Here is a 23,763-nt window from a genome sequence, read left to right on the forward strand (position 1 = left end):
CCATCCCCCTGTCCGAACGGACCACAACGAGCGTACCCATGGCCGATTCTTTTTCCGGCGCCTCCGGCGTCGGCGATTCCGACGCCGCCAGCAACGCCAACGCCGCCAGCCAGGCGCAGGTCGGCGCGCTGGCGCAGGACGCCACCGCCGCGGCGCAGAAAGCCGCCGACGCGGCCGCCGCCGCGGCGCGGGCCTGCAACGATCCGGCCGCCGCCAAGCAGGCCGCCGAGACCGCGCAACAGGCCGCCAAGGCCGCCGCGGACGCCGCGCAGGCGGTCGACGATGCGATCGGCGGGATGATCGCCAGCGACGCCCAGTTGAGCGCGCACGAGGAAGCCGGCAATGCGGCCGCGGCCGCCGGCCGCTCGGCCCAGGCCGCCCAGGACGCCGCCGAGCGCGCCGCCGAATCGCGTTGCGAGGGCGTGCCGATGTCGCAGGCGCAGCCGCCGGGGCCGACCCAGGGGCTGTCGCTGGCGGCGATCAGCCAACTCGATCCGCGCAACGCCTGATCCTGGCGCGCTCCGCCGCGGCGCGGCGCCTGCGTCCGCCGCGGCGGCGCCGGCGCGCGCCGATTGCCGCGCGGGCCGCGCGGCGCCAAGCTGACGGCCGCACTCCCGCAGCGACAGGCGCCGCCAGATGACCGACGAACGAGCGCCCGCACGCGCAGCGGCGGACTGCGAACGAACGTGCGAGGAACGGGCCGAGTACCTGGCCCAATATCTGGCCCGTTTCCTGGCCGAGTTGGACGCGCGCGCGGACGCCATCGACGCCGCCCTGCACTTCGACGACCGCGCCGCGGTGAAGCCCGGCTACGACGAACTCATGCGCGTCGCCGCCGCGTACCGCGAACGCTGGCCGCGCCTGCGGCCCCTGCCCTGCGCATGCGCGCAGACGGCCGATGCCGACGCCTGTCGCGAAGCGGTCGCCGCCGCCGAAGCGGTCGCGGCGGTGCTGGGCGAGATGTCCGCCGGCGCGTCGGGCTATCAAGCCCTGGCCGGCGAACTCGCGCGCGCGCGGGCCCGGCTCGCCGCCGCGCTCGCACGCCCGCCCCGCTGAGTCCGCGCCGCGCTCAGCCCGACGCCGCCGGCGGCGCCGGGTGCGAGGAGCGGTGGCGGAACTTGCGGGTCAGCCATTCGCCGAGGTCGTCGATGACGGTGAAGGCCGCCGGAATCACGATCAGGCTGAGCAGGGTCGAGGTGATCAGGCCGCCGATCACCGCGATCGCCATCGGCGCGCGGAAGCTGGAGTCGCCGGAGAACCCCAGCGCGATCGGCATCATGCCCGCGCCCATCGCCAGCGTCGTCATGACGATCGGCTGGGCGCGCTTGCGGCAGGCGTCGATCAGCGCATCGTGCTGGGTCATGCCGTGCTCGTCTTCGGCGATCACCGCGTAGTCCACCAGCAGGATCGAGTTCTTGGTGGCGATGCCGATCAGCATCAGCAGGCCGATCAGGGCCGGCAGCGACAGCATGTTCTGGGTCAGCAGCAGCGCGCCGAACGCGCCGCCGGCGCACAGCGGCACCGCGGTGAGGATGGTCAGCGGCATCAGCGCGTGGTTGAACAACAGCAGCAGCACCATGTAGATGCACGCCAGCCCCGCCGCCATCGCCAGCAGGAAGCCGACGAACAGTTCGACGAAGACCTCGGCGTCGCCGGTGTTGAGGAAGCTCACGCCCGGCGGCAGTTGCTTGACGCCCGGCAGCCCCTGCACCGTCTCCATGACCTCGCCCAGCGGGCGGCCGTTGAGTTCGGCGGTCAGGGTCACGTTGCGCTGGCGCTGGTAGCGCGAAATCTGCGAAGGGCCGCTGCCCATGCGGATCTCGGCGACCGCCGCCAGCGGCACCGGGCCGTTGCGGCCGGGCACGCGCAGCTGGCCGATCAAGGCCGGATTCGCCAGCGTCGCCTCGGCGAAGCCGACCCGGATCGGAATCTGCCGGTCCGGCAGGTTGAGCTTGGCCAGGCGCTGTTCGTAGTCGCCGGCGGTGGCGATGCGCGCGGCCTCGGCGATGTCGGCGGTCGCCACGCCCAGGTCGGCGGCGCGGGCCGGATTGGGCACGATCTGGATTTCAGGCCGCAGCAGCGACGCCGACGAGGTCACGCTGCCCAGCCCCGGGATCGCGCGCAGATCGCGCTCCAGCGCGATCGAGGCGTCCTGCAGCCGCTGCGGATCGTCGCCGGACAGCACCAGTTGCAGCAGGTTGCCGGGCTCGGAACTGACATAGCTCACCCGCACCCCGGCCAGGTCGGCCAGGCGCGCGCGGGCGTCGCGCTCGAGCGCGCGCTGGTCGCGCTCGCGGCCGTCGGCCAAGCCCCAGTCCAGCACCAAGGTGGCCTTGCGCACGTCCGGCACGCCGGTGGTCGAGGGATCGCCCAGGTCCAGCACGCTGCCGATCGCGGTATAGACCTGCTTGAGCTCGGGCATGTCCTTGAGCAGCGCGCGCGCGCGCTCGGCGACCGCGCGGGTTTCCTCCAGGCGCGTGCCCGGCGGCAGTTCCAGGCTCAGGTTGCTGCGGCCCAGATCCGACTGCGGAATGAAGGTGGCCGGGATCAGCGGCACCAGCGCCAGCGAGGCGACGAACAGCGCGGTGGCGATCCACAGCGTGCGCGCGCGATGGCGCAGCGCGGCATCGACCCAGCCCAGGTACCAGCGCATCAGCCGGGTGTCGCCGGCCTCCTCGCCGTGCGGCTTGAGCAGGTAGGCCGCCATCATCGGGGTGAGCAGGCGCGCGACCAGCAGCGAGAACAGCACCGCGGTCGCCGCGGTCCAGCCGAACTCGCGGAAGAACTTGCCGGCGATGCCGGGCATGAACGCCACCGGCACGAACACCGCCGCCAGGGTCAGCGAGGTCGCGATCACCGCGTTGCCGATCTCGCCCGCGGCCTCGCGCGCGGCCTCCAGCGGCGGCTTGCCCATGCGCAGGTGGCGCACGATGTTCTCGATCTCGACGATGGCGTCGTCGACCAGGATGCCGACCACCACCGACAACGCCAGCAGGGTGATCAGGTTCAAGGTGAAGCCGAACCAGTACATCACCGCGAAGGTCGGGATGATCGACAGCGGCAGCGCCAGCGCCGACACCCAGGTCGCGCGCCAGTTGCGCAGGAACGCGAACACCACCAGCAGCGCCAGCAGCGCGCCCTCCCACAGCATGGTCATCGACGAATCGTAGGAGCGGTGGGTCTCGTCGATGGCGGTGGTGACCAGGCGGAAATCGATGCCGGGATGGCCGGCCTTGAGCCGGTCCAGCGCCGCGTGCACGCCGGCTTCGACCTTGACCTCGCTGGAGCCGCGCGTGCGCGACATCGAGAAGGCGACCACGTCGCGGCCGTCCAGCAACGCCGCTTCGCTGGGGTCGGCGGCGGCGTCGCTGACCCGCGCCAGCGTGGACAGCCGCACCGCGCGCCCGTCGGGCAGGCTGATCGAGTAATCGCGCAGCGCCTTGGCATCGGCGACCGTGCCCAGGGTGCGGATGGTCTGCTGCGCGCCGTCCAGCTCGGCCTTGCCGCCGGCGCGCTCGACCTGGATCGCGGCCAGCTGCCGCGACACCGCGCCGGCGGTGACGCCGTAGGCGAGCAAGGCGTTGGGGTCCATGTCCACCCGCACCTGCCGATCCACGCCGCCGACCCGGGCGACCCGGGCCACGCCGGGCACGCCGTACATGGCGCGGGCGACTTCGCGGTCGACGAACCAGCTGGCCTCGTCCGCGCTCATCTGCGGCGCCACCAACGCGTAGGTCATCAGCGAGCCGCCGATCTCGACCTTGGAGATCACCGGTTCCTGGATGTCCTGCGGCAGGTCGGTGCGGATGCGGGTGACCGCGTCGCGGGTGTCGTCCAGCGCGGTGGCCAGGTCGGCTTCGAGCTGGAACTCGATCTGGGTGGTGCTCACGCCCTCGCTGACCGTCGACATCACCCGCTTGACGTTGGTGACGGTGGCCACCGAGTCCTCGATCTTGCGGGTGACCTCGGCCTCCAGCTGGCTCGGCGAGGCGCCCGGCTGGGTCACCGTGACCGTGGTCATCGGGAACGCGATGTCCGGAAAGCGCGCCACCGGCAACTGGTGGAAGCCCCACAGTCCGGCGACGCAGAGCACGAAGAACACCATCATCGCCGGCAGCGGCCGGCGGATCGCCCAGGCGGAGAAATTCACGGCGCGCGCTCCGCGGCCGCCGGCACCACCCGCACGCGGTCGCCGTCGCCGAGGAAACCGGCGCCGCCGCTGACCACGCGCTCGCCCGGCTTGAGCCCGTCGACGATCTCGATGCCGCCGCGCGCGGTCTGGCCGGTGCCGACCCGCCGGCGCTGCACCGAGTGCGCGTCCTTCATCGTGAACACATAGCTGTGGCCGTCGCGCTGCACCACCGCGGCGCTGGGCACCATCAGCGCCTGGCCGTCGCCGGTGACGATGCGGCCCTCGACGAAGACCCCGGGCTTGAGCGGGCCGGGCTGCGGCAGGTCGGCGTAGACGGTGCCGGTCCGGGTCTGCGCATCGACGCCGGGGCTGACCGCGCGGATGCGGCCGGCGACGGACTGGGCGCCGTACGCCAGTTCCACCGGGTCGCCGACGCCGACGTCGGCCAACTGCGCCTCGGACAGTTCGGCGCGCCATTCCAGCCGGCCGTCGCGGATCAGCCGCAGCAGCTCGGCGCCGGCCGAAACCACCTGGCCCGGCTGCACCAGGCGCTTGGACACCACGCCGTCGGCGGGCGCGCGCAGTTCGGCGAAATCGCGGCGCAAGCCGGCCGCATCGCGGCTGGCGCGGGCGGTGGCGACCTGCGCCTCGGCCTGCACCCGGGTCGCGCGCAGCTCGTCCAGGCTGCTGGCGCTGATCAGCTGGGTGGCGGCGAGCTTGGCGCCGCGGTCGTAGTTCACCTGCGCCAGCGTCAGCGAGGCCTGGGCCTGTTTCAGGCTGGCCTGCGCCTGGGCGAGCTCGCTGTCCAGCGTGCGGCGATCCAGTTCCAGCAACACCTGGCCGCGGCGCACCGACTGGCCGACATCGACATGCAGCGCGGTCACCCGCTGGCCGCTGAGCTCCACGCCCAGCAGCATCTCCTCGTAGGCCGACACCGGGCCGGACACGCTGACCGAGCGCTGCACCGGCTGCAGCCGCGCCTGGCTCAGCGAGACCGCCAGCGCCGACGCATCGGCGCCGCCGCCGGCGGCATCGGCGGCCGCCGCGTCCGGTTTGCCCCCGCAGCCCGACAAACCCGCACACACAGCGATCAGGGCGAACCAGCGGATTGTTGAGGGCATCGGGGCTTCGTCAGAGGCATGGAATGGGCCGCGCGCGGACCGGCGAGGCAGGCGCCGCCGGCGTCGCAGCGATCGCGGCAGCCTAGTGTGGCGGATTTAGAAGTTATTAAAGTCCGCGACGTTGCCGCGGCGCGAGGATGGCGCATACGCCGCGCCATGCGCGCCCCACTCCGCGCGGCGCGGGCCCTGGCGCCGCCGACTCAAACCCGGCGCGGCGGCCGCAACGCCGGCGCCGCAGCGGGCCGGGCGTGTCTGGACGGCCGCGATTGTCCATACTGGTCGGCAATTCGCTGCGCCGAAATCATCTAAATCGTTGAATCAAATGCAGAAAACCCAGAAATCCAGCGCCAGCAAGGGCGCCGAAGAACACACCCCCCTGATGAAGCAGTACTTCGCCGCCAAGAGCGAGCACCCCGACGTGCTGCTGTTCTTCCGCATGGGCGATTTCTACGAACTGTTCTACGACGACGCGCGCAAGGCCGCGCGCCTGCTCGACATCACCCTGACCCAGCGCGGCGCTTCGGCCGGCCAGCCGATCCCGATGGCCGGCGTGCCGCACCACGCCGCCGAGGGCTATCTGGCGCGGTTGGTGGCGCTGGGCGAGTCGGTGGCGATCTGCGAGCAGATCGGCGATCCGGCGCTGGCCAAGGGCATCGTCGAACGCAAGGTGGTGCGCATCATCACCCCCGGCACGGTCACCGACGAGGCGCTGCTCAACGAGCGCCGCGACACCTTGCTGCTGGCGGTCTCGCGCGGCAAGAACGGCTGGGGCCTGGCCTGGGCCGATCTGGCCGCGGGCCGTTTCCTGGTCAACGAAGTGGCCACCGAAGACGCGCTGGAAGCCGAACTGGCGCGGCTGGAGCCGGCCGAAACGCTGATGCCCGACGAAGACGGCTGGGCGCCGTTCGTGGCGCAGCGCAACGGCGTGCGCCGGCGCGCGCCGTGGCTGTTCGACGTCGACAGCGGCCGCCGCCAGTTGCTGCGCTTCTTCGGCCTGCACGACTTGTCCGGTTTCGGCCTGGAAGACAAGCCGCTGGCGGTCGCTGCGGCGGCTGCGCTGCTGGGCTATGTCGAGGAAACCCAGAAGCAGCGCCTGCCGCACCTGACTTCGATCGCGGTGGAATCCGGCGACGGCGCCATCGCCATGAACGCCGCTACCCGCCGCCACCTGGAACTGGACAGCCGCATCGACGGCGACAGCCGCACCACCCTGCTCGGCGTGCTCGACAGCACGGTCACGCCGATGGGCGGGCGCCTGCTGCGGCGCTGGCTGCACCGGCCGCTGCGCGACCGCGCCGCGCTGCGCCACCGCCATCAATCCGTCGGCACGCTGATCGAAAGCCGCGCCGGCGACGACGTGCGCGAACGCTTCCGCGCGCTCGGCGACCTGGAGCGCATCCTCTCGCGCATCGCCCTGCGCAGCGCGCGCCCGCGCGACCTGTCGACGTTGCGCGACGGCCTGGGCCTGCTGCCGGACGTGCGCGGCCTGCTGCGCCCGCTCGACGCGCCGCGGCTCACCGCGCTGGCCGACGAACTCGGCGAGCACGACGCCCACGCGCACCTGCTGGCCGAAGCGATCGTGCCGCAGCCGCCGGTGCTGGCGCGCGACGGCGGCGTGTTCGCGCCCGGCTACGACGCCGAGCTCGACGAGCTGCGCACGCTGTCGACGAACGCCGACCAGTTCCTGGTCGACCTGGAAGCGCGCGAGCGCATCGCCAGCGGCATCCCCACGCTCAAGGTCGGCTACAACCGCGTCCACGGCTACTACCTGGAAGTCAGCAAGGCCCAGGCCGACAAGGCGCCGACCCACTACACCCGCCGCCAGACCCTCAGCAACGCCGAGCGCTACATCACCGAAGAGCTCAAGCAGTTCGAGGACAAGGTGCTGTCGGCGCGCGAACGCGCGCTGGCGCGCGAGCGGCTGCTGTACGAACAACTGCTCGACGCGCTCAACGAACGCCTGGAACCGCTCAAGCGCTGCGCCGCGGCGCTGTCGGAACTCGACGTGCTGTGCGGCTTCGCCGAACGCGCCGCCAGCCTGGACTGGTCGCAGCCGGAACTGACCGACGCGCCGGGCCTGTGCATCCTGCGCGGCCGCCATCCGGTGGTCGAGGCGGTGCGCAACGATCCGTTCGAGCCCAACGACCTGGTGCTCGACGACAGCAACGGCCGCCGCATGCTGGTCATCACCGGCCCGAACATGGGCGGCAAGTCGACCTACATGCGCCAGAACGCGCTGATCGTGCTGCTCGCGCACATCGGCAGCTTCGTGCCGGCCTCGCGCGCGGTCATCGGCCCGGTCGACCGCATCCTCACCCGCATCGGCGCCGGCGACGACCTCGCCCGCGGCCAGTCGACCTTCATGGTCGAGATGAGCGAGACCAGCTACATCCTGCACCACGCCAGCGACCGCTCGCTGGTGCTGATGGACGAGATCGGCCGCGGCACCTCGACCTACGACGGCCTGGCCCTGGCCGAGGCCTGCGCGCGCCACCTGGCCCACCACAACCGCGCCTACACCTTGTTCGCGACCCACTACTTCGAACTCACCGCCCTGGCCGAACCCGGCAACGGCATCGCCAACGTGCATCTGGACGCGGTCGAGCACGGCGAGCAACTGGTGTTCATGCACGCGGTCAAGGACGGCCCGGCCGACCGCAGCTTCGGCTTGCAGGTGGCGGCGCTGGCGGGGCTTCCGAAGTCGGTGGTCAAGCAGGCGCGCGGTCGTCTGATCGAACTGGAAAACCAAGGCCGCGAGACGCCGAAGCCGTCGTTCGCCAAGGCCGCGCTGGATGCGCCGCAGCAGTTCGGCCTGTTCGCCGCGCCGTCGTCGGCCGCGCTGGACGCGCTGGCCGAGGTCGATCCGGACGAGTTGACGCCGAAGCAGGCGCTGGAGGCGTTGTACCGGATCAAGGCGCTGGCCTGAACACTGCAGTGGGAGGGTCTTCAGGCCCGATGCCTTTCGGTCGGATCGCGACGATCGGACAAAAAAGCATCGGGCCTGAAGGCCCTCCCACAACAACGAGCGCATCGCCCTGCCCACACCCGCGCATCGCTGTTGTGGGAGGGGCTTCAGCCGCGATGCTCCCGTCCCAGCCACCGCGCAATCTGTGACCGCCGCAACCCCGCCGCGAGCCACACACCCCAGCCGCTAAACTGTCGCCCGGAACGGACACCGGAGCGCCTGTGGAAGCCCTGCTATTCCTGGTCGGCATCGTCGCCGGCCTGATCCTCGCCCGCCTTTATCGCCCCGCCGCGCCGGCGGCGCCGCCCGTCGTCGCGCACGCGACCGGCCGCGGCGACGACGACACCCGCCAGGACGACGCCGCGCCGCGCGCTGGCGCCGATGCCGATGCCGATGCAGCGCCGCAAGCCGAGGAAACCCCGCAGGAGCGCCTGTTCGCCCTAGTCCGCCGCATCGACGCGGTCGACGAACGCATCCAGCGCCCGCAGGACCTGCTCGCGCTGCCCGAATTCCACCAGGGCGCCGAACTGCTCGCCGACCAGGCCGCGTTCGGCGCCGACGAACTGATCCGCCACCTCACCGGCTCGGGCTACGTGCTGCAATCGATGGTGACCAAGGCGCTGCCGCAGCGCCCCGACGTCGCGCTCGAACCGGTGCTCGACCAAGCCGCCAGCTTCGGCGGCTATCCGCTGCATTTCCTGATCGAACACCTGCGCACCCGCGCCGACGCCGCCGCGCTGCCGCGGCTGCTGCGCCACGCCCAGCCGTGGTGGTGGGAGTTCGCGCCGGTGCGCCAGCACCTGCGCGATTACCTGCACTGGGCCGAACAGTTCGGCCCGGCGCCGGCCGCGCCGGCGTTGGACGATCTCGAGGAAAACCCCGCCGGCCAGCTGCGCGACACGCTCAAGCGCTTCGACTCGCCGATGCTGCAACCGCTGATCGAACAGGCCGAGCGCGCCGTCGGCCGCCGCCGCGAGACCCGCGTGCTCGGCGCGTTCGGCCGCGTCGACGCCGCGCCCAAGCCGGGCGTGCGCGTGGCCCATCCCGCGCTGGAACAGCAGCTCGAACGCCTGCACGAACTGCTGACCGGCGACGCCGCCGCCTCGGTGCTGGTGACCGGCGAACACGGCGTCGGCAAGACCGTGCTGATCGACCTGCTGGCGCAGCGCCTGCAGGCCGAAGGCTGGCTGGTGTTCGAGGCCAGCGCGGCGGAAATCCTGTCCGGCCAGAGCTACATCGGCGAGCTGGAAGAGCGCGTGCGCGAGATGCTGGCCGTGCTCGACCGCCCGCGCGCGCTGTGGCGCGCGCCGGAGTTCTTCGACCTGCTCGCCAAGGGCTCGCACGCGCGCGACCCGCGCGGCCTGCTCGACCTGGTGCTGCCGGCGATCGAGCGCGGCCGGCTGAGCGTGATCGGCGAGATCACCCCGCGCCAGTTGGCCCAGTTGCTGGTCGCGCGGCCGGTGATCAAGCATCACTTCGAGCTGCTGAACCTGGCGCCGCTGGAGCCGGCCGCGCTGGCCGAGGTCGCCGCGCAATGGGCGCGGATCGAAAGCGAGCGCCTCGGCCGTGACGTCGCCGACCCGCGCACCCTGGCCGAAGCCGCGCGCATGGCCGCGCAGTATTTTCCCGAACAGCACGAACCCGGCCGCCTGCTGCGCCTGCTCGGCGACGCACTGCAGGCCGCGGGCGCGCAGGAGCCGCCGGCGCTGCCGCTCGACGGCGAGCGCCTGCTCGCCGCCATCGCCCAGCGCAGCGGCCTGCCGCTGGAGGTGATCGACGACCGCCAGAGCCTGGACCTGCAACGCCTGCGCGAGTTCTTCCAGCGCCGCGTGCTCGGCCAGGACGAAGCGGTGGACGCGCTGCTCGACCGCATCGCCATGCTCAAGGCCGGCCTCACCGACAACGGCCGGCCGATCGGCGTGTTCCTGTTCGCCGGCCCCACCGGCACCGGCAAGACCGAACTGGCCAAGGCCCTGGGCGAGTTGCTGTTCGGCAGCGACGAGCGCCTGCTGCGCCTGGACATGAGCGAGTTCCAGTCCGAGGACTCGGCCTGGCGCCTGACCGCCGACGAAGGCGGCGCCGGCGGCGTGCGTTCGCTGACTTCGCGCATCCGCGAGCAGCCGTTCTCGGTGGTGCTGCTGGACGAATTCGAGAAGGCGCACCCGAAGGTGTGGGACCTGTTCCTGCAAGTGTTCGACGACGCCCGCCTGAGCGACCGCAGCGGCCACACCGCCGACTTCCGCCACAGCATCATCATCCTGACCAGCAACGTCGGCTCGACCATTTCGCGCAGCGCCGGGCCGGGCTTCACTTCGGTGCGCGGCGGCTATTCGCGCAGCGCGGTGGAGAAGGCGCTGTTCGAGACCTTCCGCCGCGAGTTCATCAACCGGCTCGACCGGGTGGTGCTGTTCAACCCGCTCGACCGCGCGCTGATGCGCGAGATCCTGCACAAGGAACTCGCCCGCGTGCTGACCCGGCGCGGCCTGCGCAACCGCGATTGGGCGGTCGAGTGGGAACCCTCGGCGATCGAGTTCCTGCTCGACCGCGGCTTCACCCCGGACCTGGGCGCGCGCCCGCTGCGGCGCGCGATCGAACACTACCTGCTGGCGCCGCTGGCACGCAGCATCGTCGAGCACCGCGCGCCGCAGGGCGACCAGTTCCTGTTCGTGCGCAGCGCCGGCGACAAGCTCGAGGTCGAGTTCATCGATCCCAACCCCGCCGCCGGCGCGCTGGCGCCGCCCGCGCAAGCGCCGCAACCGTCCGACCAGGCGCCCGCGCCCGCGGCCGACGACCTGCGCGACCTGGTCTACGCGCCGGCCGCCGGCAGCGAGGCGGTCGCGCGCCTGGACGCGCGGCTGGCGGCGCTGGAGGACGTCGTGCTCGGCGCGCCCTGGCGCGGCGAACGCGAGGCCGACTACGCGCGCATGGCCGCCGCCGGCTTCTGGGAGTCGCCCGAACGCCATGCCGCGCTCGACCGGATCGAACGCCGCGACCGCATCGAAAGCGCGCTCGACACCGCCCTGCGCCTGCAGCAGCGGCTCGGCCGCGACGGCGGCAACGCCCGCTTCGTGCAGTCGCTGGCGCAGTTGCTGTTCCTGCTCGGCCTGGCGGTGGACGCGCTGCGCGGCGACCGGCCGCAGGACGCGCTGGTGGAGATCGACCTGAGCGAATCGGCGCAGCAGCGCCAGCACCCGGACCTGCGCCAGTGGTGGCAGCGCGTGCTGGCGATGTACCAGGCCTGGGCGCAGCGCCGCAACATGCGCGTGCAGGTGCTGCGCGAGGACCGCGAGCGGTGCAGCGCGTGGCTCGCGGTCAGCGGCTTCGGCGCGTTCGACCTGCTCGAAGCCGAAGCCGGCCTGCACGTGTACGAGGACAAGGCCGAGGACAGCACCCAGCGCCTGACGGTGCTGGTCCAGGTCGCGCCCGACCTGCCCGGCCGCACGCGCCAGCCGCAGGCGGCGCCGGCGTCCGCGGGCGGCGAAAGCGAGCGGCGCATCGCCCGGCGGTATCGGCAGTCGCCGTCGCCGCTGGTACGCGACGGCGTGCGTGGATGGCGCAGCGGGCGGCTGGATCGGGTGCTGGCGGGCGAGTTCGATGCGATGAGCGGGGAGTGATTGGTGTGCGGCTGCGGTGAAGCGAGGCCGCGGCTGGGAGGAAAGCGTCGGGCCTGAAGGCCCTCCCACAACCGCAGCCGGACGCCTCGACCGCTGTTGTGGGAGGGCCTTCAGGCCCGACGCTCTTTTCCCAGGCCTCACGCAACCTGCGACCGCGCTCACAACATCGCATTCCATCGCGACTGCAATAGCCCCGCCCTATCGAACGAGTCGAAACATTCAATTTCCTAATCCCGCTCCACCCGCCTATCGTCGAAGCTCCTCCCGCTCCTCGAGGCACGAAGCCAGCATGAGCCAGCCCGACGATTCCAAGCCCCGCAGCAAGCTCACCACCGCCTTCGGCGCGCCGGTGGTCGACAACCAGAACAGCATGACCGCCGGCCCGCGCGGCCCGCTGTTGATGCAGGACCTGTGGCTGATCGAGAAGCTCGCCAACCTCAACCGCGAGATCATTCCCGAGCGTCGCATGCACGCCAAGGGCTCCGGCGCGTTCGGCGCGTTCACCGTCACCGGCGACATCCGCCGCTACACCCGCGCCAAGATCTTCGACGGCATCGGCAAGCGCACGCCGATGTTCGCCCGCTTCACCACCGTCGCCGGCGAGCGCGGCGCGGCCGACGCCGAACGCGACATCCGCGGCTTCGCGCTGAAGTTCTATACCGAGGAAGGCAACTGGGATCTGGTCGGCAACAACACGCCGGTGTTCTTCGTGCGCGATCCGCGCAAGTTCCCCGACCTCAACAAGGCGGTCAAGCGCGATCCGCGCACCAACCTGCGCAGCGCGCGCAACAACTGGGACTTCTGGACCAGCCTGCCCGAGGCGTTGCACCAGGTCACCATCGTCATGAGCGACCGCGGCATCCCGGCCAGCTATCGCCACATGCACGGGTTCGGCTCGCACACCTACAGCTTCATCAACGCCGACAACGAGCGCTTCTGGGTCAAGTTCCACCTCAAGACCCAGCAGGGCATCAAGAACCTGACCGACGCCGAGGCCTCCGAACTGATCGGCCGCGACCGCGAAAGCCACCAGCGCGACCTGTTCGAGGCGATCGAGCGCGGCGACTTCCCGAAGTGGAAGGTCTACATCCAGGTCATGCCCGAGCTCGACGCCGACAAGGTGCCCTACCATCCCTTCGACCTGACCAAGGTCTGGCCGAAGAAGGACTACCCGCTGATCGAAGTCGGCGAGATGGAGCTCAACCGCAATCCCGATAATTTCTACGCCGACGTCGAGCAGAGCGCGTTCGCGCCGAACAACCTGGTGCCGGGCATCAGCTACTCGCCCGACAAGATGTTGCAGGCGCGCCTGTTCGCCTATTCCGACGCGCAGCGCTACCGGCTCGGGGTCAACCACCACCAGATTCCGGTCAACGCCGCGCGCTGCCCGGTGCACAGCAACCACCGCGACGGCGCCATGCGCGTGGACGGCAACTACGGCGGCGAGCTGCACTACCAGCCCAACAGCTACGGCCAGTGGGAAGAACAACCCGAATACCGCGAGCCGCCGCTGCGCATCAACGGCGACGCGGATTTCTGGAACTTCCGCGAGGACGACGCCGATTACTACCGCCAACCCGGCGATCTGTTCCGGCTGATGACCCCGGCCCAGCAGCAGGTGTTGTTCGACAACACCGCGCGCGCCATGGGCGATGCGCCGGAGTTCATCAAGCGCCGCCACATCGGCAACTGCAGCAAGGCCGATCCGGCCTACGGCGCCGGCGTCGCCAAGGCGTTGGGCCTGAGCGACTGAAACGTCCGCCGCGCCGCTCCTGCGGGGCCTGCCCTGTAGGAGCGGCGCAAACCGCGACCGCGCCGCGTCGCGCTCGCGGCGAACCCGCGCGACCGCCGGTGTTCATTCCACCTGCCTCACTCCACTTGGCACGAAGCCAGACACTCCCGATACAAGCGCCCGCAATGCGCGGTGCTGCCGCCGCCGGCCTGGGCCCTGCAATCGTTGGCCAGTTCCTGGCAGGCGCTGTAGCAACCCGGATCGGACGCCGACGCCGACGCGCCGAACCCCATCCCGAACACCAGCGCCGCCGCGGCCAACCATCCCATGTGCATCCGCTTCATCGTCTTGCCTCCTTGGACTTTGGATCGCAGGCGCCGGCCACCGTGGCCGGCGCTGGCCGCAGTGTAGGCAGCGCCGTGGCCGCACAAAGCGTGCTGCACGGCAACAAGTCGCGCGATGCGCGCCGTGCGTCGCGATTCGCGCGCGCGCTCACGCCGCCGCCATCGCCCGGCTCGCATGATCGGCCGGCGAAGCGGATGCCGGGCGGGCGTTCCTATAGTCGATCCCTATCGAATATTACGTAAGGATCAATTTCACTTCGGGCCCGACCCCGCCTATCGTCGCTTGGCACTCCGCGATCACGACGCCAGCGATGAGCCAGCCGGACGATCCCACCGCTCCTTCCCCCGCGGCCGCCCACGGCAACGCAAGCGCTGCGCGCGCGCCTCGCCCACGCCGATCCGTTTCGCCCCACCCGCCTCCTCCGCTCCGCTGAGCGCGCACCTCGCGCGCGTCGGCCCGGCGCAGCGTTGCGCCCGCACCTTCCATCCCCGCCCACCCGCCCGCACCCACCGTCAAAGGCACGCACCCATGTCGAAAGAAAACAAATGCCCGTTCAACCACGCTGCCGGCGGCGGTACCTCCAACCGCGACTGGTGGCCCAAGCAGCTCAACCTCAAGATCCTGCATCAGCAAGCGCCGGCGACCGACCCGATGGGCGAAGGCTTCGACTACGCCGCGGCCTTCCGCAGCCTCGACCTCGACGCGGTGAAGCGAGACCTGCACGCGCTGATGACCGATTCGCAGGATTGGTGGCCGGCCGACTTCGGCCATTACGGCCCGTTGTTCATCCGCATGGCCTGGCATAGCGCCGGCACCTACCGCATCTTCGACGGCCGCGGCGGCGCCGGCGCCGGCCAGCAGCGATTCGCCCCGCTCAACAGCTGGCCCGACAACGGCAACCTCGACAAGGCGCGGCGCCTGCTGTGGCCGATCAAGCAAAAGTACGGCAACCGGATTTCCTGGGCCGACCTGCTGGTCCTCACCGGCAACGTCGCGCTGGAATCGATGGGCTTCAAGACCTTCGGTTTCGCCGGCGGCCGCGCCGACGTGTGGGAGCCGGAAGAAGGCGTGTACTGGGGCGCGGAAACCACCTGGCTCGGCGACAAGCGCTACACCGGCGACCGGGTGCTGGAGAACCCGCTCGGCGCCGTGCAGATGGGCCTGATCTACGTCAACCCGCAGGGCCCCAACGGCCATCCCGACCCGATCGCCGCCGCGCGCGACATCCGCGAGACCTTCGCGCGCATGGCGATGGACGACGAGGAGACCGTCGCCCTGATCGCCGGCGGCCACAGCTTCGGCAAGACCCACGGCGCCGGCCCCGAATCGCACGTCGGCCGCGAACCCGAGGGCGCCGACCTCGCCGACCAGGGCCTGGGCTGGGCCAGCAGCTTCAACAGCGGCAAGGCCGGCGACGCCATCACCAGCGGCCTGGAAGTCACCTGGACCAGCACGCCGACGCAGTGGAGCAACGAGTTCTTCGCCAACCTGTTCGGCTACGAGTGGGAGCTGAGCAAGAGCCCGGCCGGCGCGCACCAGTGGATCGCCAAGGACCCCGCCGCGGCGAACAAGATTCCGCACGCGCACGATCCCGACAAGCGCCAGGCCCCGACCATGCTCACCACCGACCTGTCGCTGCGCTTCGATCCGGCCTACGAGAAGATCTCGCGCCGCTTCTTCGAAAACCCCGACCAGTTCGCCGACGCCTTCGCCCGCGCCTGGTTCAAGCTCACCCACCGCGACATGGGCCCACGCGTGCGCTACCTCGGCAAGGAAGTGCCGGCCGAGGAGCTGATCTGGCAGGACCCGATCCCGGCCGTCGACCATGCGCTGATCGATGCCGGCGACATCGCCGCGCTCAAGGCCAGGATTCTCGCCTCGGGCCTCAGCGTTTCCGAACTGGTGTCCACCGCCTGGGCCTCGGCCTCGACCTTCCGCGGCTCGGACAAGCGCGGCGGCGCCAACGGCGCGCGCATCCGGCTGGCGCCGCAGAAGGATTGGGAGGTCAACCAACCCGCGCAACTGGCCAAGGTGCTGGCGACGCTGGAAGGCATCCAGACGGACTTCAACGCCTCCGCCGGCGGCGGCAAGAAAGTCTCGCTGGCCGACCTGATCGTGCTCGGCGGCGCCGCCGGCGTCGAACAGGCCGCCAACAACGCCGGCGTGGCGGTCGAGGTGCCGTTCGCGCCGGGCCGCATGGACGCCAGCGCCGAACAGACCGACGTCGACTCCTTCGCCGTGCTCGAACCGCTCGCCGACGGCTTCCGCAACTATCAGCAAGGCCGCTATGAACCGACCGCCGAAGCCTTGCTGGTGGATCGCGCGCAACTGCTCGGACTCAGCGCCCCGGAGATGACCGTGCTGGTCGGCGGCCTGCGCGTGCTCGGCGCCAACGCCGGCGACAGCCGCCACGGCGTGTTCACCGACAAGGTCGGCGCGCTGAGCAACGACTTCTTCGTCAACCTGCTCGACATGGGCACGGCGTGGACGCCGACCTCCGACGCCCAGGACGCGTTCGAAGGCCGCGACCGCGCCACCGGCGCGCCGAAGTGGACCGGCACCCGCATCGACCTGGTGTTCGGCTCGCACTCGCAACTGCGCGCGATCGCCGAGGTGTACGCCAGCGGCGACGCCCGCGAGAAGTTCGTACGCGACTTCGTCGCCGCCTGGAACAAGGTGATGAACGCCGACCGGTTCGACCTGAAGAAATGAGCGTCGCTCCGCCGCGGCCGCCGCTTCCCGCGGCGCCGCGGCGCGGCTGCGGACACCCCAACCCTGTGCGACCTCCTGCCCGGCCTCGCGCCGGGCTTTTTTTCGGATCGCCCACCGCCTCGGCCGCTTGCAAGGAACGGCGCACGCTGCGAGCGCGTCGACGAACCCACCGCAGCCCTACCGCCCCGCCGCCCCACCCGTCATTCCGGCGAAAGCCGGAATCTATTTTCCGTTGCCGTTGCTGTTGCCGTTCGCTCGGACGCAACTCCACGCGAAGAACATGTCCCGCGGCCCCGGAGGGCGTGCGCATGGATGCGCACGCGCGCCATGGGGCAGGATGCCCCTTATGGCGCGGCCCCGCGCCGCTGTGAGCCATAGTGGCTCTTGATCCGAAAAAAGAATGCACTTTCTTTGGTTACTTTCTTTGTTGCTTTGGACAAAGAAAGTGACCCGGCCGCTTGCGGACGGAAGCTTTGGATCTTTGCTTGTCGTCACTCGCTGCTGCGATAAAGGCCGAACCCACCGCGGCACGCCCCCTGTAGGAGCGGCGCAAGCCGCGACCGCGCCATCGCAGCGATTGCGAAAGTTTCGTCGTAGTTGCGTTGTCGCGGTCGCGGCTTGCGCCGCTCCTACAGTCGGATACGCAACTGCACTGCCGTCGTTGACGAGTGACGACAAGCGACAATCAAGAGCTTTCGTCCGCAAGCGGCCGAGTTACTTTCTTTTGGCAGCGCGCCAAAAGAAAGTAACCAAAGAAAAACGCTTGTCTAAAGTCACGAGCCACTAAGGCCAGCACCTTGCGCCGGGATGCGCCGTAAGGGGCATCCTGCCCCTACAGCGCACGCACGCATCCATGCGCGCGCCCTGCGGGTCTGCGCAGCATGAACCTCGTTCGGGGTTGAGATAAAACCAGCAGAGCAACGGCAACGACGATGGCGGCAGCGATCGTAACGGCCGCACCAGCTATGCCCTCGCCCGGCAAACCCATCGCATCCGCCGCCGACACCTCGACCACACCCGCAATACACCGCATCACACCCCGCGAGCGCCGCCACGCACTCTGCGTCCACACCCAATCCCGCCCCACCCGGCATCACTCCGCACTAACGAGCCAGCGCTAGCATTTGCACTCCCCGTACACCGGAATTTAACGATGAGCGCCTCGCTGACCGACGACCTCCTCAACCAGCTCCAGGGCCAGCCGCTGGCGCAGATAGGCAGCCAACTCGGCCTGTCCGAGTCGCAGACCCAGAGCGCGGTCGGCCAGGCGCTGCCGCTGCTGCTCGGCGCGCTGGGCCGCAACGCCAGCCAGCCCGAGGGCGCGCAGGCGCTGTTCGGCGCGCTGCAGCGCGACCATGCCGACGCGGCCGGCGGCAGCGCGGCCGGGTTCGACCTGGGCGGCGTGCTCGGCGCGGTGCTCGGCGGCGGCGGCGGTGGCCGCCAGACCGACGGTGCCGGCATCCTCGGCCACATCTTCGGCGGGCGCGAGGACACCGCCGCGCAAGGGCTCGGCCAGAGCACCGGCCTCGCCGGCGGCCAGGCCAATACCCTGCTGAAGATCCTCGCCCCGATCGTGCTGTCCTACCTCGCCCAGCGCATGTTCTCCGGCGGCAACCAGGCCGCGGCCAACCCGCAGCAGCTCGGCGACGCGCTCGGCCAGGAACACCAGCGCATCCAGCAACAGGGCGGCGCCGGCGGCCTGCTCGGCGCGGTGCTCGACCAGGACGGCGACGGCCAGCTCGGCATCGGCGACCTGCTCAAGATCGGCGGCAACCTGCTCGGCGGCAAGCGCTGAGCCCCCTGCCCGGCAGCGCGTCGTCGCCGGGATTCGCCGAACGGCCGCCTTGCGCGGCCGTTCGCGTGTCGGAGGCCCGCGATTTTTCGCAGCGGCGAAGCGGGCCGCGGCGGCGATGCCGGAAACTCCCTCGCTTGGCCCCGGCGACTTGCACGATACGAGCTCAGTCGCGCCGGCTGCTGCAATAGCGCGGTCGCGGCTTGCGCCGCTCCTACAGGGGCGGTCGAAGGGCGCGATCTTCCTGTAGGAGCGGCGCGAGCCGCGACCGCGGATCGGCGGCCCGCGCCGCAATCTCGACCGCAGCGGCGAACGCATCGACGAAATCGCACCCTTACCGCCCGCTTCGCACACGCATCCTCGAAGGGATCGGGACCGCAAATCGCGTCCCGACCTCAAGCGCGCTATCGCCTGCGACCGCTTCGTCGGCCACGCAAGCCAGCGCAGGCGCCGCTACAACGCGTCGATATCCCCCAACGCCTTGATCAACCGCCGCGCGCGCTTGTCCGGCTTGGTCTCCGGGGCGCGGTAGCCGTTGCGCTCGGCCGCGCGCAAGGCGCGCGCCTGTTCGCGCGCCAGGCGCGAGGCCTCGGTTTCGGCGTACAGCGTCTGCGCGACGCCGGCCGGCCCGCGGGTGTCGCTCAGGCCGGTCACCGCGATCTCGAAGTGTTCCTCGCCGCGCGCGATCTTCAGCGCGTCGCCCACGCGCACCGCGCGCGAGGCCTTGGCGCGCTGGCCGCCGACTTCGACCTTGCCGGTCTCCACCGCCTGCCGCGCCAGCGCGCGGGTCTTGAAGAAGCGCGCGGCCCACAGCCACAGGTCCAGGCGCACCGTCGCCTGCACGGGCGCGGCCATCGTTTCGTCTTGCTTGCTCATCGGCGCGAACGATACCACCGCGCAGGTTGCGCCGATGCGGCGCCGCGGCGCCGTCCGTCGTCGCCGCGCGGCCGCGGCGCGGGCGGACTCCGGCCGCTGCCGCCGCCGCGCGCACAGGCGCCGACGACGCGCCGCCCCCGGCGCGGGTCATACTGCCGGACCTCGCCCGTCCGCCCGGTACCGACATGGCCCCCAGCGCTTCCCGCGGCAGCCACTTGCTGACCGAAGGCCCGATCGGCCGCACCATGATCTCCTTCGCCCTGCCGATCATGGCCGGCAACGCCGCGCAGTCGCTCAACGGCTCGATCAACTCGATCTGGGTCGGCCGCTACCTCGGCGAGGCCGCGCTCACCGCGACGGCCAACGCCAACAACATCATGTTCTTCCTGATCGGCTCGATGTTCGGCATCGGCATGGCCGCGACCATCCTGATCGGCCAGGCCACCGGCGCGCGCGACACCGCGCGGGCGCGGCAGATCATGGGCACCAGCGCCAGTTTCTTCCTCGGCCTGTCGGTGGCGATCGCGGCGATCGGCTGGTTCTTCTCCGATGCGATCCTGCGCGGCATGGCCACCCCCGCGGCCGCGCAACCGCTGGCCGAGCAATACCTGCGGGTGATCTTCCTCTCGATCCCCTTCATCTACGCCTTCGCCTTCCTGTCCTCGGCGCTGCGCGGGCTGGGCGACTCGCGCACGCCGTTCCGGTTCCTGCTGATGTCGGTGGCGCTGGACATCGTGCTCAACCCGCTGCTGATCTTCGGCTGGGGCCCGCTGCCGGCGCTGGGCATCGCCGGCTCGGCGCTGTCGACCTTCATCGCCCAGGGCGCCAGCCTGGCCGCGTTGATGCTGCACCTGCGGCGCAAGCGCCACGTGCTGTGGCTCGGCCGCGGCGACGCGCATCTGCTCAGGATCGACCCGACGGTGCTGCGCGCGCTGATCGTCAAGGGCGTGCCGATGGGCCTGCAGATGGTGCTGATCTCGCTGGCGATGATCGCGATGATCCGCCTGGTAAACGCCCACGGCACCGCCATCGCCGCCGGCTACGGCGCCGCGCTGCAGTTGTGGACCTACGTGCAGATGCCGGCGATGGCGATCGGCGCGGCATGCTCCTCGATCGCCGCGCAAAGCGTCGGCGCCGGCCGCTGGGACCGGGTCGACGCCGCCGCGCGCACCGGCACCTTGTTCAATTTCCTGCTGACCGGCGCGCTGATCGCGCCGTTGATCCTGTTCGACCGCTACACCCTGGCGCTGTTCCTGCCCGACGGCAGCGCCTCGTTCGAGATCGCCCGCCACCTCAACCACATCGCGGTGTTCTCGTTCCTGTTCTTCGGCGTGACCTTCGTGATCTCCGGCGTGGTCCGCGCCACCGGCGCGGTGATCCCGCCGCTGCTGATCCTGGGTTCGGCGCTGTGGGGCGTGCGCGTGCCGTTCGCGACCTTCCTGCAGCCGGTGCTGGGACTGGACGCGCTGTGGTGGAGCTTCCCGGTCAGCGCGCTGTGCTCGATGCTGGTCTCGATGGCGTACTACCGCTGGGGCGGCTGGCGCCGCGCCAGGATGATGGCCGCGCCCGAGCGCGTGGCCGCGCCGGTGGCGACCCAGACCATCGCCACGCCGGCGGAAGTGCCGGCGCATACGCCGGCGCCGGTGGCCGATGCGAGTCCCGACGACGACGCGGTGGCGGTCGACAAGGACCCGCTCGAACGCGGCTGAGAGGCACGGCGGCCTGGCCTTTGTTTTCGGTGGGAAGACCTTCAGGCCCGATGCTTTCCTTTCAGATCGCATCGGCCTGAGAGGAAAGCATCGGGCCTGAAGGCCCTCCCACAAAAGCGAAACCTGGCTACCGTTGCCGCTAGATCTGCTCCAGCGCCAGGGTGAACACCCCGGCCTCGCCCTGGTCGAAGGCCTCGCGCCAGATCCGGTAGCCCTCCAGGTCTTCCTCGCGCACCGGCATGCGCCCGATCACCTGCGGCTGCGCTTCGGCCACGCGCGTGCCGACGATGGGAAAATGGCCGAGCAGGCGCAGGGTCTTGAGTTCGGCCACGTCGGCCTCGTCCTCGCGCCGGATCTCGTCGACGGTATGGGTGTCGAACTTGCGCAGCGACAGCGCCTCGCGCCCGTCCGGCAACGCATCGATGCGTTGCACCCAGAAAAAACCCCAGGTGCCGTCGCTGCGCGGATAGGTGCAGATGTCGCCTTCGGACAGGCCAGGATTCATGGACGCTCCCGCCGCGGGGGCGGCGCGATGTTCGGGGAATGCGGCGGGCAGGGCCGCGTGGCGAATCTAGCGCGATTCGCGGCCCGCGCACAGCGGCGCGGCCGGCCGGGCGCGAGGGCGATCGCGGCCACGCCCGCGGCCGGCGCGGACGATCAAGCCGGCGCGTAGCGCAGGAACTGCGCGTCTTCGTCGATGTGGACGACCCACTCCAGCGCAGCGCCCGGCGCGGGGCCGACCAGCAGCTCGCGCAGGTCCCGGCCGGCGATCGCCGCGCGCAGGAATCCGATCAGTTCGGCCCGCTGCGCCAGCGCGAACGCACCCGCGAACCGGCGGGCCTTGCCCTTGCTCTGGATCAGGCGATGGGCGACGCAGCAGGGGCCGTCGGGCAGCGCCGCCGCCAATGCCTCGAGCGTCTCCAGCCGCCGCTCGATGCGGCCGTCGCGCAGCAGGTCGTGCATCGCGAAGAAGATCGCGCTCGCGGCCTCGGCGGACGGCGCATCGATGCCGCCGGCGCGCGGCAACGCGTCGAGACGATAGCGATTGCGCATGTGTGCGGACTCCTGGTGGGCGCTCGGCACGCAGGGTCGCGGGCTTCGCGGCGTTCCGGCCAAGGCTTGCTTCACCGCGAATGCTGAGGCTTGATTGCGTTACCGCCGATGCAGCCGCGGGACACGGCTTTCGCAGGGCAGCGGCTTCAAGGCTTGCATCGGCGCGCCAGAGCTTCGCAGAGGCGGCCGCTTCAAGGCTCGCATCGGCGCCGGAACGCAGCGCGGCCCGCCGGTTGCACGCCGCAGCTGCGCAAATGCAAACGGCCGCCTTTCGGCGGCCGTTCGCGACGCAGCACGGGCGTACCGAATTACTCGGCGGCCGGCGCGTTCTTGGCGCGCGCGTAGGCGGCCAGATCTTCCTTGATGCGGGCCTTCTTGCCTTCCAGGCCGCGCAGGTAGTACAGCTTGCCGGCGCGGACCTTGCCGCGGCGCTTGACCTGGACCGAGTCGATCACGGCGCTGTGGGTCTGGAACACGCGCTCGACGCCGTAGCCGTGCGAGATCTTGCGCACGGTGAAGGACGAGTTGAGGCCGGCGTTCTTCTTGCCGATGACCACGCCTTCATAGGCCTGGACGCGCTCGCGGTTGCCTTCCTTGACCTTGACGTTGACGACGACGGTGTCGCCCGGGCTGAACTCGGGCAGCTTGCGCTGTACCTGCTCGGCTTCGAAATTCTGGACCAGCGTGTGGATCGACGGCTTGTTCATGGCTATGGCCTGTTGGATTAGTTGTTGCGCGAGTGCACGTGGACCCGCGTCATGGCATGGATACAGCTAAGCGGCTAATTATAACGGGAATTTTTCGGCCGTGGCTAGGGCTCAATCGCCCCGGGCCGCGCCGCGGGTCGCAGAACCGTCCGATTCCGGGTCCGCACCGGCCGCGGAAGCGGCCGTGGAACCGGTTTCCGCGCCCTTCCCGGCCGCCAGCTCGGCCCGGTAGGCCGCCAGCAGCTTGCGGTCGGTCTTGGACAGAGCGGCCTCGTCGAGCAGGTCCGGGCGGCGCTGCCAGGTCCGGCCCAGCGACTGCTGCCGGCGCCACTGGGCGATGCGGGCGTGGTTGCCCGACATCAGCACCTCCGGCACGGCGCCCAGCTCGTGCTCGACCGGGCGGGTGTAGTGCGGGCAGTCCAGCAGCCCGTCCTCGAAACTGTCCTGCACCGCCGATTCCGCATCGCCGAGCGCGCCGTCCTGCAGCCGCGCGACCGCGTCCACCACCACCGCCGCGGCCAGTTCGCCGCCGGACAGCACGTAGTCGCCGATCGACAGTTCCTCGTCGACCTCGGCCCGGATCAGCCGCTCGTCGACGCCTTCGTAGCGCCCGCACAGCAGGATCAGCCGCTCGTGGCCGGCCAGTTCGCGCGCCTTGGCCTGGTCCAGCCGCGCGCCCTGCGGGCTCATGTAGATCGTCCGCGCCGGCGCCGGGTCGGCCGCGCGCGCCGCGCGGATCGCCGCGCGCAGCGGGTCGATCAACATCACCATGCCCGGCCCGCCGCCGAACGGACGCTCGTCGACCCGGCGATAGTTGCCTTCGGCGTAGTCGCGCGGATTCCAGCCGTGCATCGACAGCAACCCGCGCTCGCCGGCGCGGCCGACCACGCCGAACGCCGCGCATTGCGCGACGAACTCGGGGAACAGGCTGATCACATCGATGCGCATGGGGTCGTGGGACGCGATAGCGGAGGTGGCTTGCGGAAGGACGCTGCGAAAAACGCC

The 23,763-nt window shown here is 70.9% G+C and carries 16 protein-coding genes; 8 read left to right on the top strand and 8 right to left on the bottom strand.

The genetic code is table 11. From position 1 onward, the window contains the following. The first annotated feature begins 38 nt into the window (after positions 1-38). Both BLV01_RS02960 and BLV01_RS02965 read left to right on the top strand, forming a co-directional pair. Positions 39-509 carry a hypothetical protein gene (locus BLV01_RS02960; RefSeq protein ID WP_091793887.1) on the top strand — a complete coding sequence of 157 codons (471 nt, stop codon included), beginning with the start codon at positions 39-41 and terminating at the stop codon, positions 507-509. 232 nt (positions 510-741) lie between these two features. Then, positions 742-1,056, top strand: a complete 315-nt coding sequence (locus BLV01_RS02965) for a hypothetical protein (RefSeq protein ID WP_139178409.1) — start codon at positions 742-744, stop codon at positions 1,054-1,056. A 13-nt stretch (positions 1,057-1,069) separates the two neighbouring features. Here the strand turns inward: BLV01_RS02965 and BLV01_RS02970 are convergent, their stop codons facing one another. Both BLV01_RS02970 and BLV01_RS02975 read right to left on the bottom strand, forming a co-directional pair. Next, positions 1,070-4,150 carry an efflux RND transporter permease subunit gene (locus BLV01_RS02970; RefSeq protein WP_091793891.1) on the bottom strand — a complete coding sequence of 1,027 codons (3,081 nt, stop codon included), beginning with the start codon at positions 4,148-4,150 and terminating at the stop codon, positions 1,070-1,072. Further along, positions 4,147-5,253 (bottom strand): efflux RND transporter periplasmic adaptor subunit, encoded by a 1,107-nt coding sequence (locus BLV01_RS02975; RefSeq protein WP_091793893.1) that lies wholly within the window; start codon positions 5,251-5,253, stop codon positions 4,147-4,149. The genes BLV01_RS02970 and BLV01_RS02975 overlap by 4 nt, the downstream gene beginning before the upstream one ends. A 322-nt stretch (positions 5,254-5,575) precedes the next feature. Between BLV01_RS02975 and mutS the strand changes: the two genes are divergently transcribed. From mutS to BLV01_RS02990, 3 genes are all read left to right on the top strand, one after another. Next, a complete protein-coding gene (mutS, locus tag BLV01_RS02980; protein ID WP_254782485.1) occupies positions 5,576-8,179 on the top strand; it encodes a DNA mismatch repair protein MutS in 2,604 nt (867 codons plus the stop codon). 260 nt (positions 8,180-8,439) lie between these two features. Then, the gene (locus BLV01_RS02985; RefSeq protein WP_091793895.1) at positions 8,440-11,832 is read left to right on the top strand and encodes an AAA family ATPase; all 3,393 of its coding nucleotides are present in this window, start codon (positions 8,440-8,442) and stop codon (positions 11,830-11,832) included. 289 nt (positions 11,833-12,121) lie between these two features. Then, the gene (locus BLV01_RS02990) at positions 12,122-13,585 is read left to right on the top strand and encodes a catalase (protein ID WP_091793897.1); all 1,464 of its coding nucleotides are present in this window, start codon (positions 12,122-12,124) and stop codon (positions 13,583-13,585) included. Positions 13,586-13,701: 116 nt separating this feature from the next. On the opposite strand, the gene BLV01_RS02995 is transcribed toward BLV01_RS02990, so the two are convergent. Further along, positions 13,702-13,908: a hypothetical protein gene (locus BLV01_RS02995; RefSeq protein WP_091793898.1), complete on the bottom strand. Its 207-nt coding sequence runs from the start codon at positions 13,906-13,908 to the stop codon at positions 13,702-13,704. A gap of 529 nt (positions 13,909-14,437) precedes the next feature. Here BLV01_RS02995 and katG point away from each other — a divergent pair. Together katG and BLV01_RS03005 are read left to right on the top strand one after the other, a co-directional pair. Further along, entirely contained in the window at positions 14,438-16,621 is a 2,184-nt protein-coding gene (gene katG, locus BLV01_RS03000; protein WP_091793900.1) for a catalase/peroxidase HPI, read from the top strand. A 1,153-nt stretch (positions 16,622-17,774) separates the two neighbouring features. After that, entirely contained in the window at positions 17,775-18,416 is a 642-nt protein-coding gene (locus BLV01_RS03005; RefSeq protein ID WP_091793902.1) for a DUF937 domain-containing protein, read from the top strand. Between the two features lie 450 nt (positions 18,417-18,866). Here the strand turns inward: BLV01_RS03005 and BLV01_RS03010 are convergent, their stop codons facing one another. Further along, entirely contained in the window at positions 18,867-19,289 is a 423-nt protein-coding gene (locus BLV01_RS03010; RefSeq protein WP_254782486.1) for an RNA-binding S4 domain-containing protein, read from the bottom strand. Positions 19,290-19,474: 185 nt separating this feature from the next. On the opposite strand from BLV01_RS03010, the gene BLV01_RS03015 reads away from it, so the two are divergent. Beyond that, positions 19,475-20,998 carry an MATE family efflux transporter gene (locus tag BLV01_RS03015; protein ID WP_091793904.1) on the top strand — a complete coding sequence of 508 codons (1,524 nt, stop codon included), beginning with the start codon at positions 19,475-19,477 and terminating at the stop codon, positions 20,996-20,998. A gap of 139 nt (positions 20,999-21,137) precedes the next feature. Here BLV01_RS03015 and BLV01_RS03020 read toward each other — a convergent pair whose 3' ends face one another. The 4 genes from BLV01_RS03020 to trmD form a co-directional block, all read right to left on the bottom strand. Next, positions 21,138-21,503 (bottom strand): hypothetical protein, encoded by a 366-nt coding sequence (locus BLV01_RS03020; RefSeq protein WP_091793906.1) that lies wholly within the window; start codon positions 21,501-21,503, stop codon positions 21,138-21,140. Positions 21,504-21,655: 152 nt separating this feature from the next. Beyond that, complete coding sequence (locus BLV01_RS03025; RefSeq protein WP_091793908.1) at positions 21,656-22,051, bottom strand: hypothetical protein; 396 nt, start codon at positions 22,049-22,051, stop codon at positions 21,656-21,658. Positions 22,052-22,359: 308 nt separating this feature from the next. Continuing rightward, positions 22,360-22,758, bottom strand: coding sequence for a 50S ribosomal protein L19 (gene rplS, locus BLV01_RS03030; RefSeq protein WP_057948153.1), 399 nt, complete (start codon positions 22,756-22,758; stop codon positions 22,360-22,362). Positions 22,759-22,869: 111 nt separating this feature from the next. Beyond that, a complete protein-coding gene (trmD, locus tag BLV01_RS03035) occupies positions 22,870-23,706 on the bottom strand; it encodes a tRNA (guanosine(37)-N1)-methyltransferase TrmD (protein WP_091793910.1) in 837 nt (278 codons plus the stop codon). Between the last annotated feature and the right edge of the window lie 57 nt (positions 23,707-23,763).

Origin of the sequence: Lysobacter sp. yr284 (assembly GCF_900107375.1) — a bacterium.
In the GTDB taxonomy this organism is placed as follows: domain Bacteria; phylum Pseudomonadota; class Gammaproteobacteria; order Xanthomonadales; family Xanthomonadaceae; genus Lysobacter.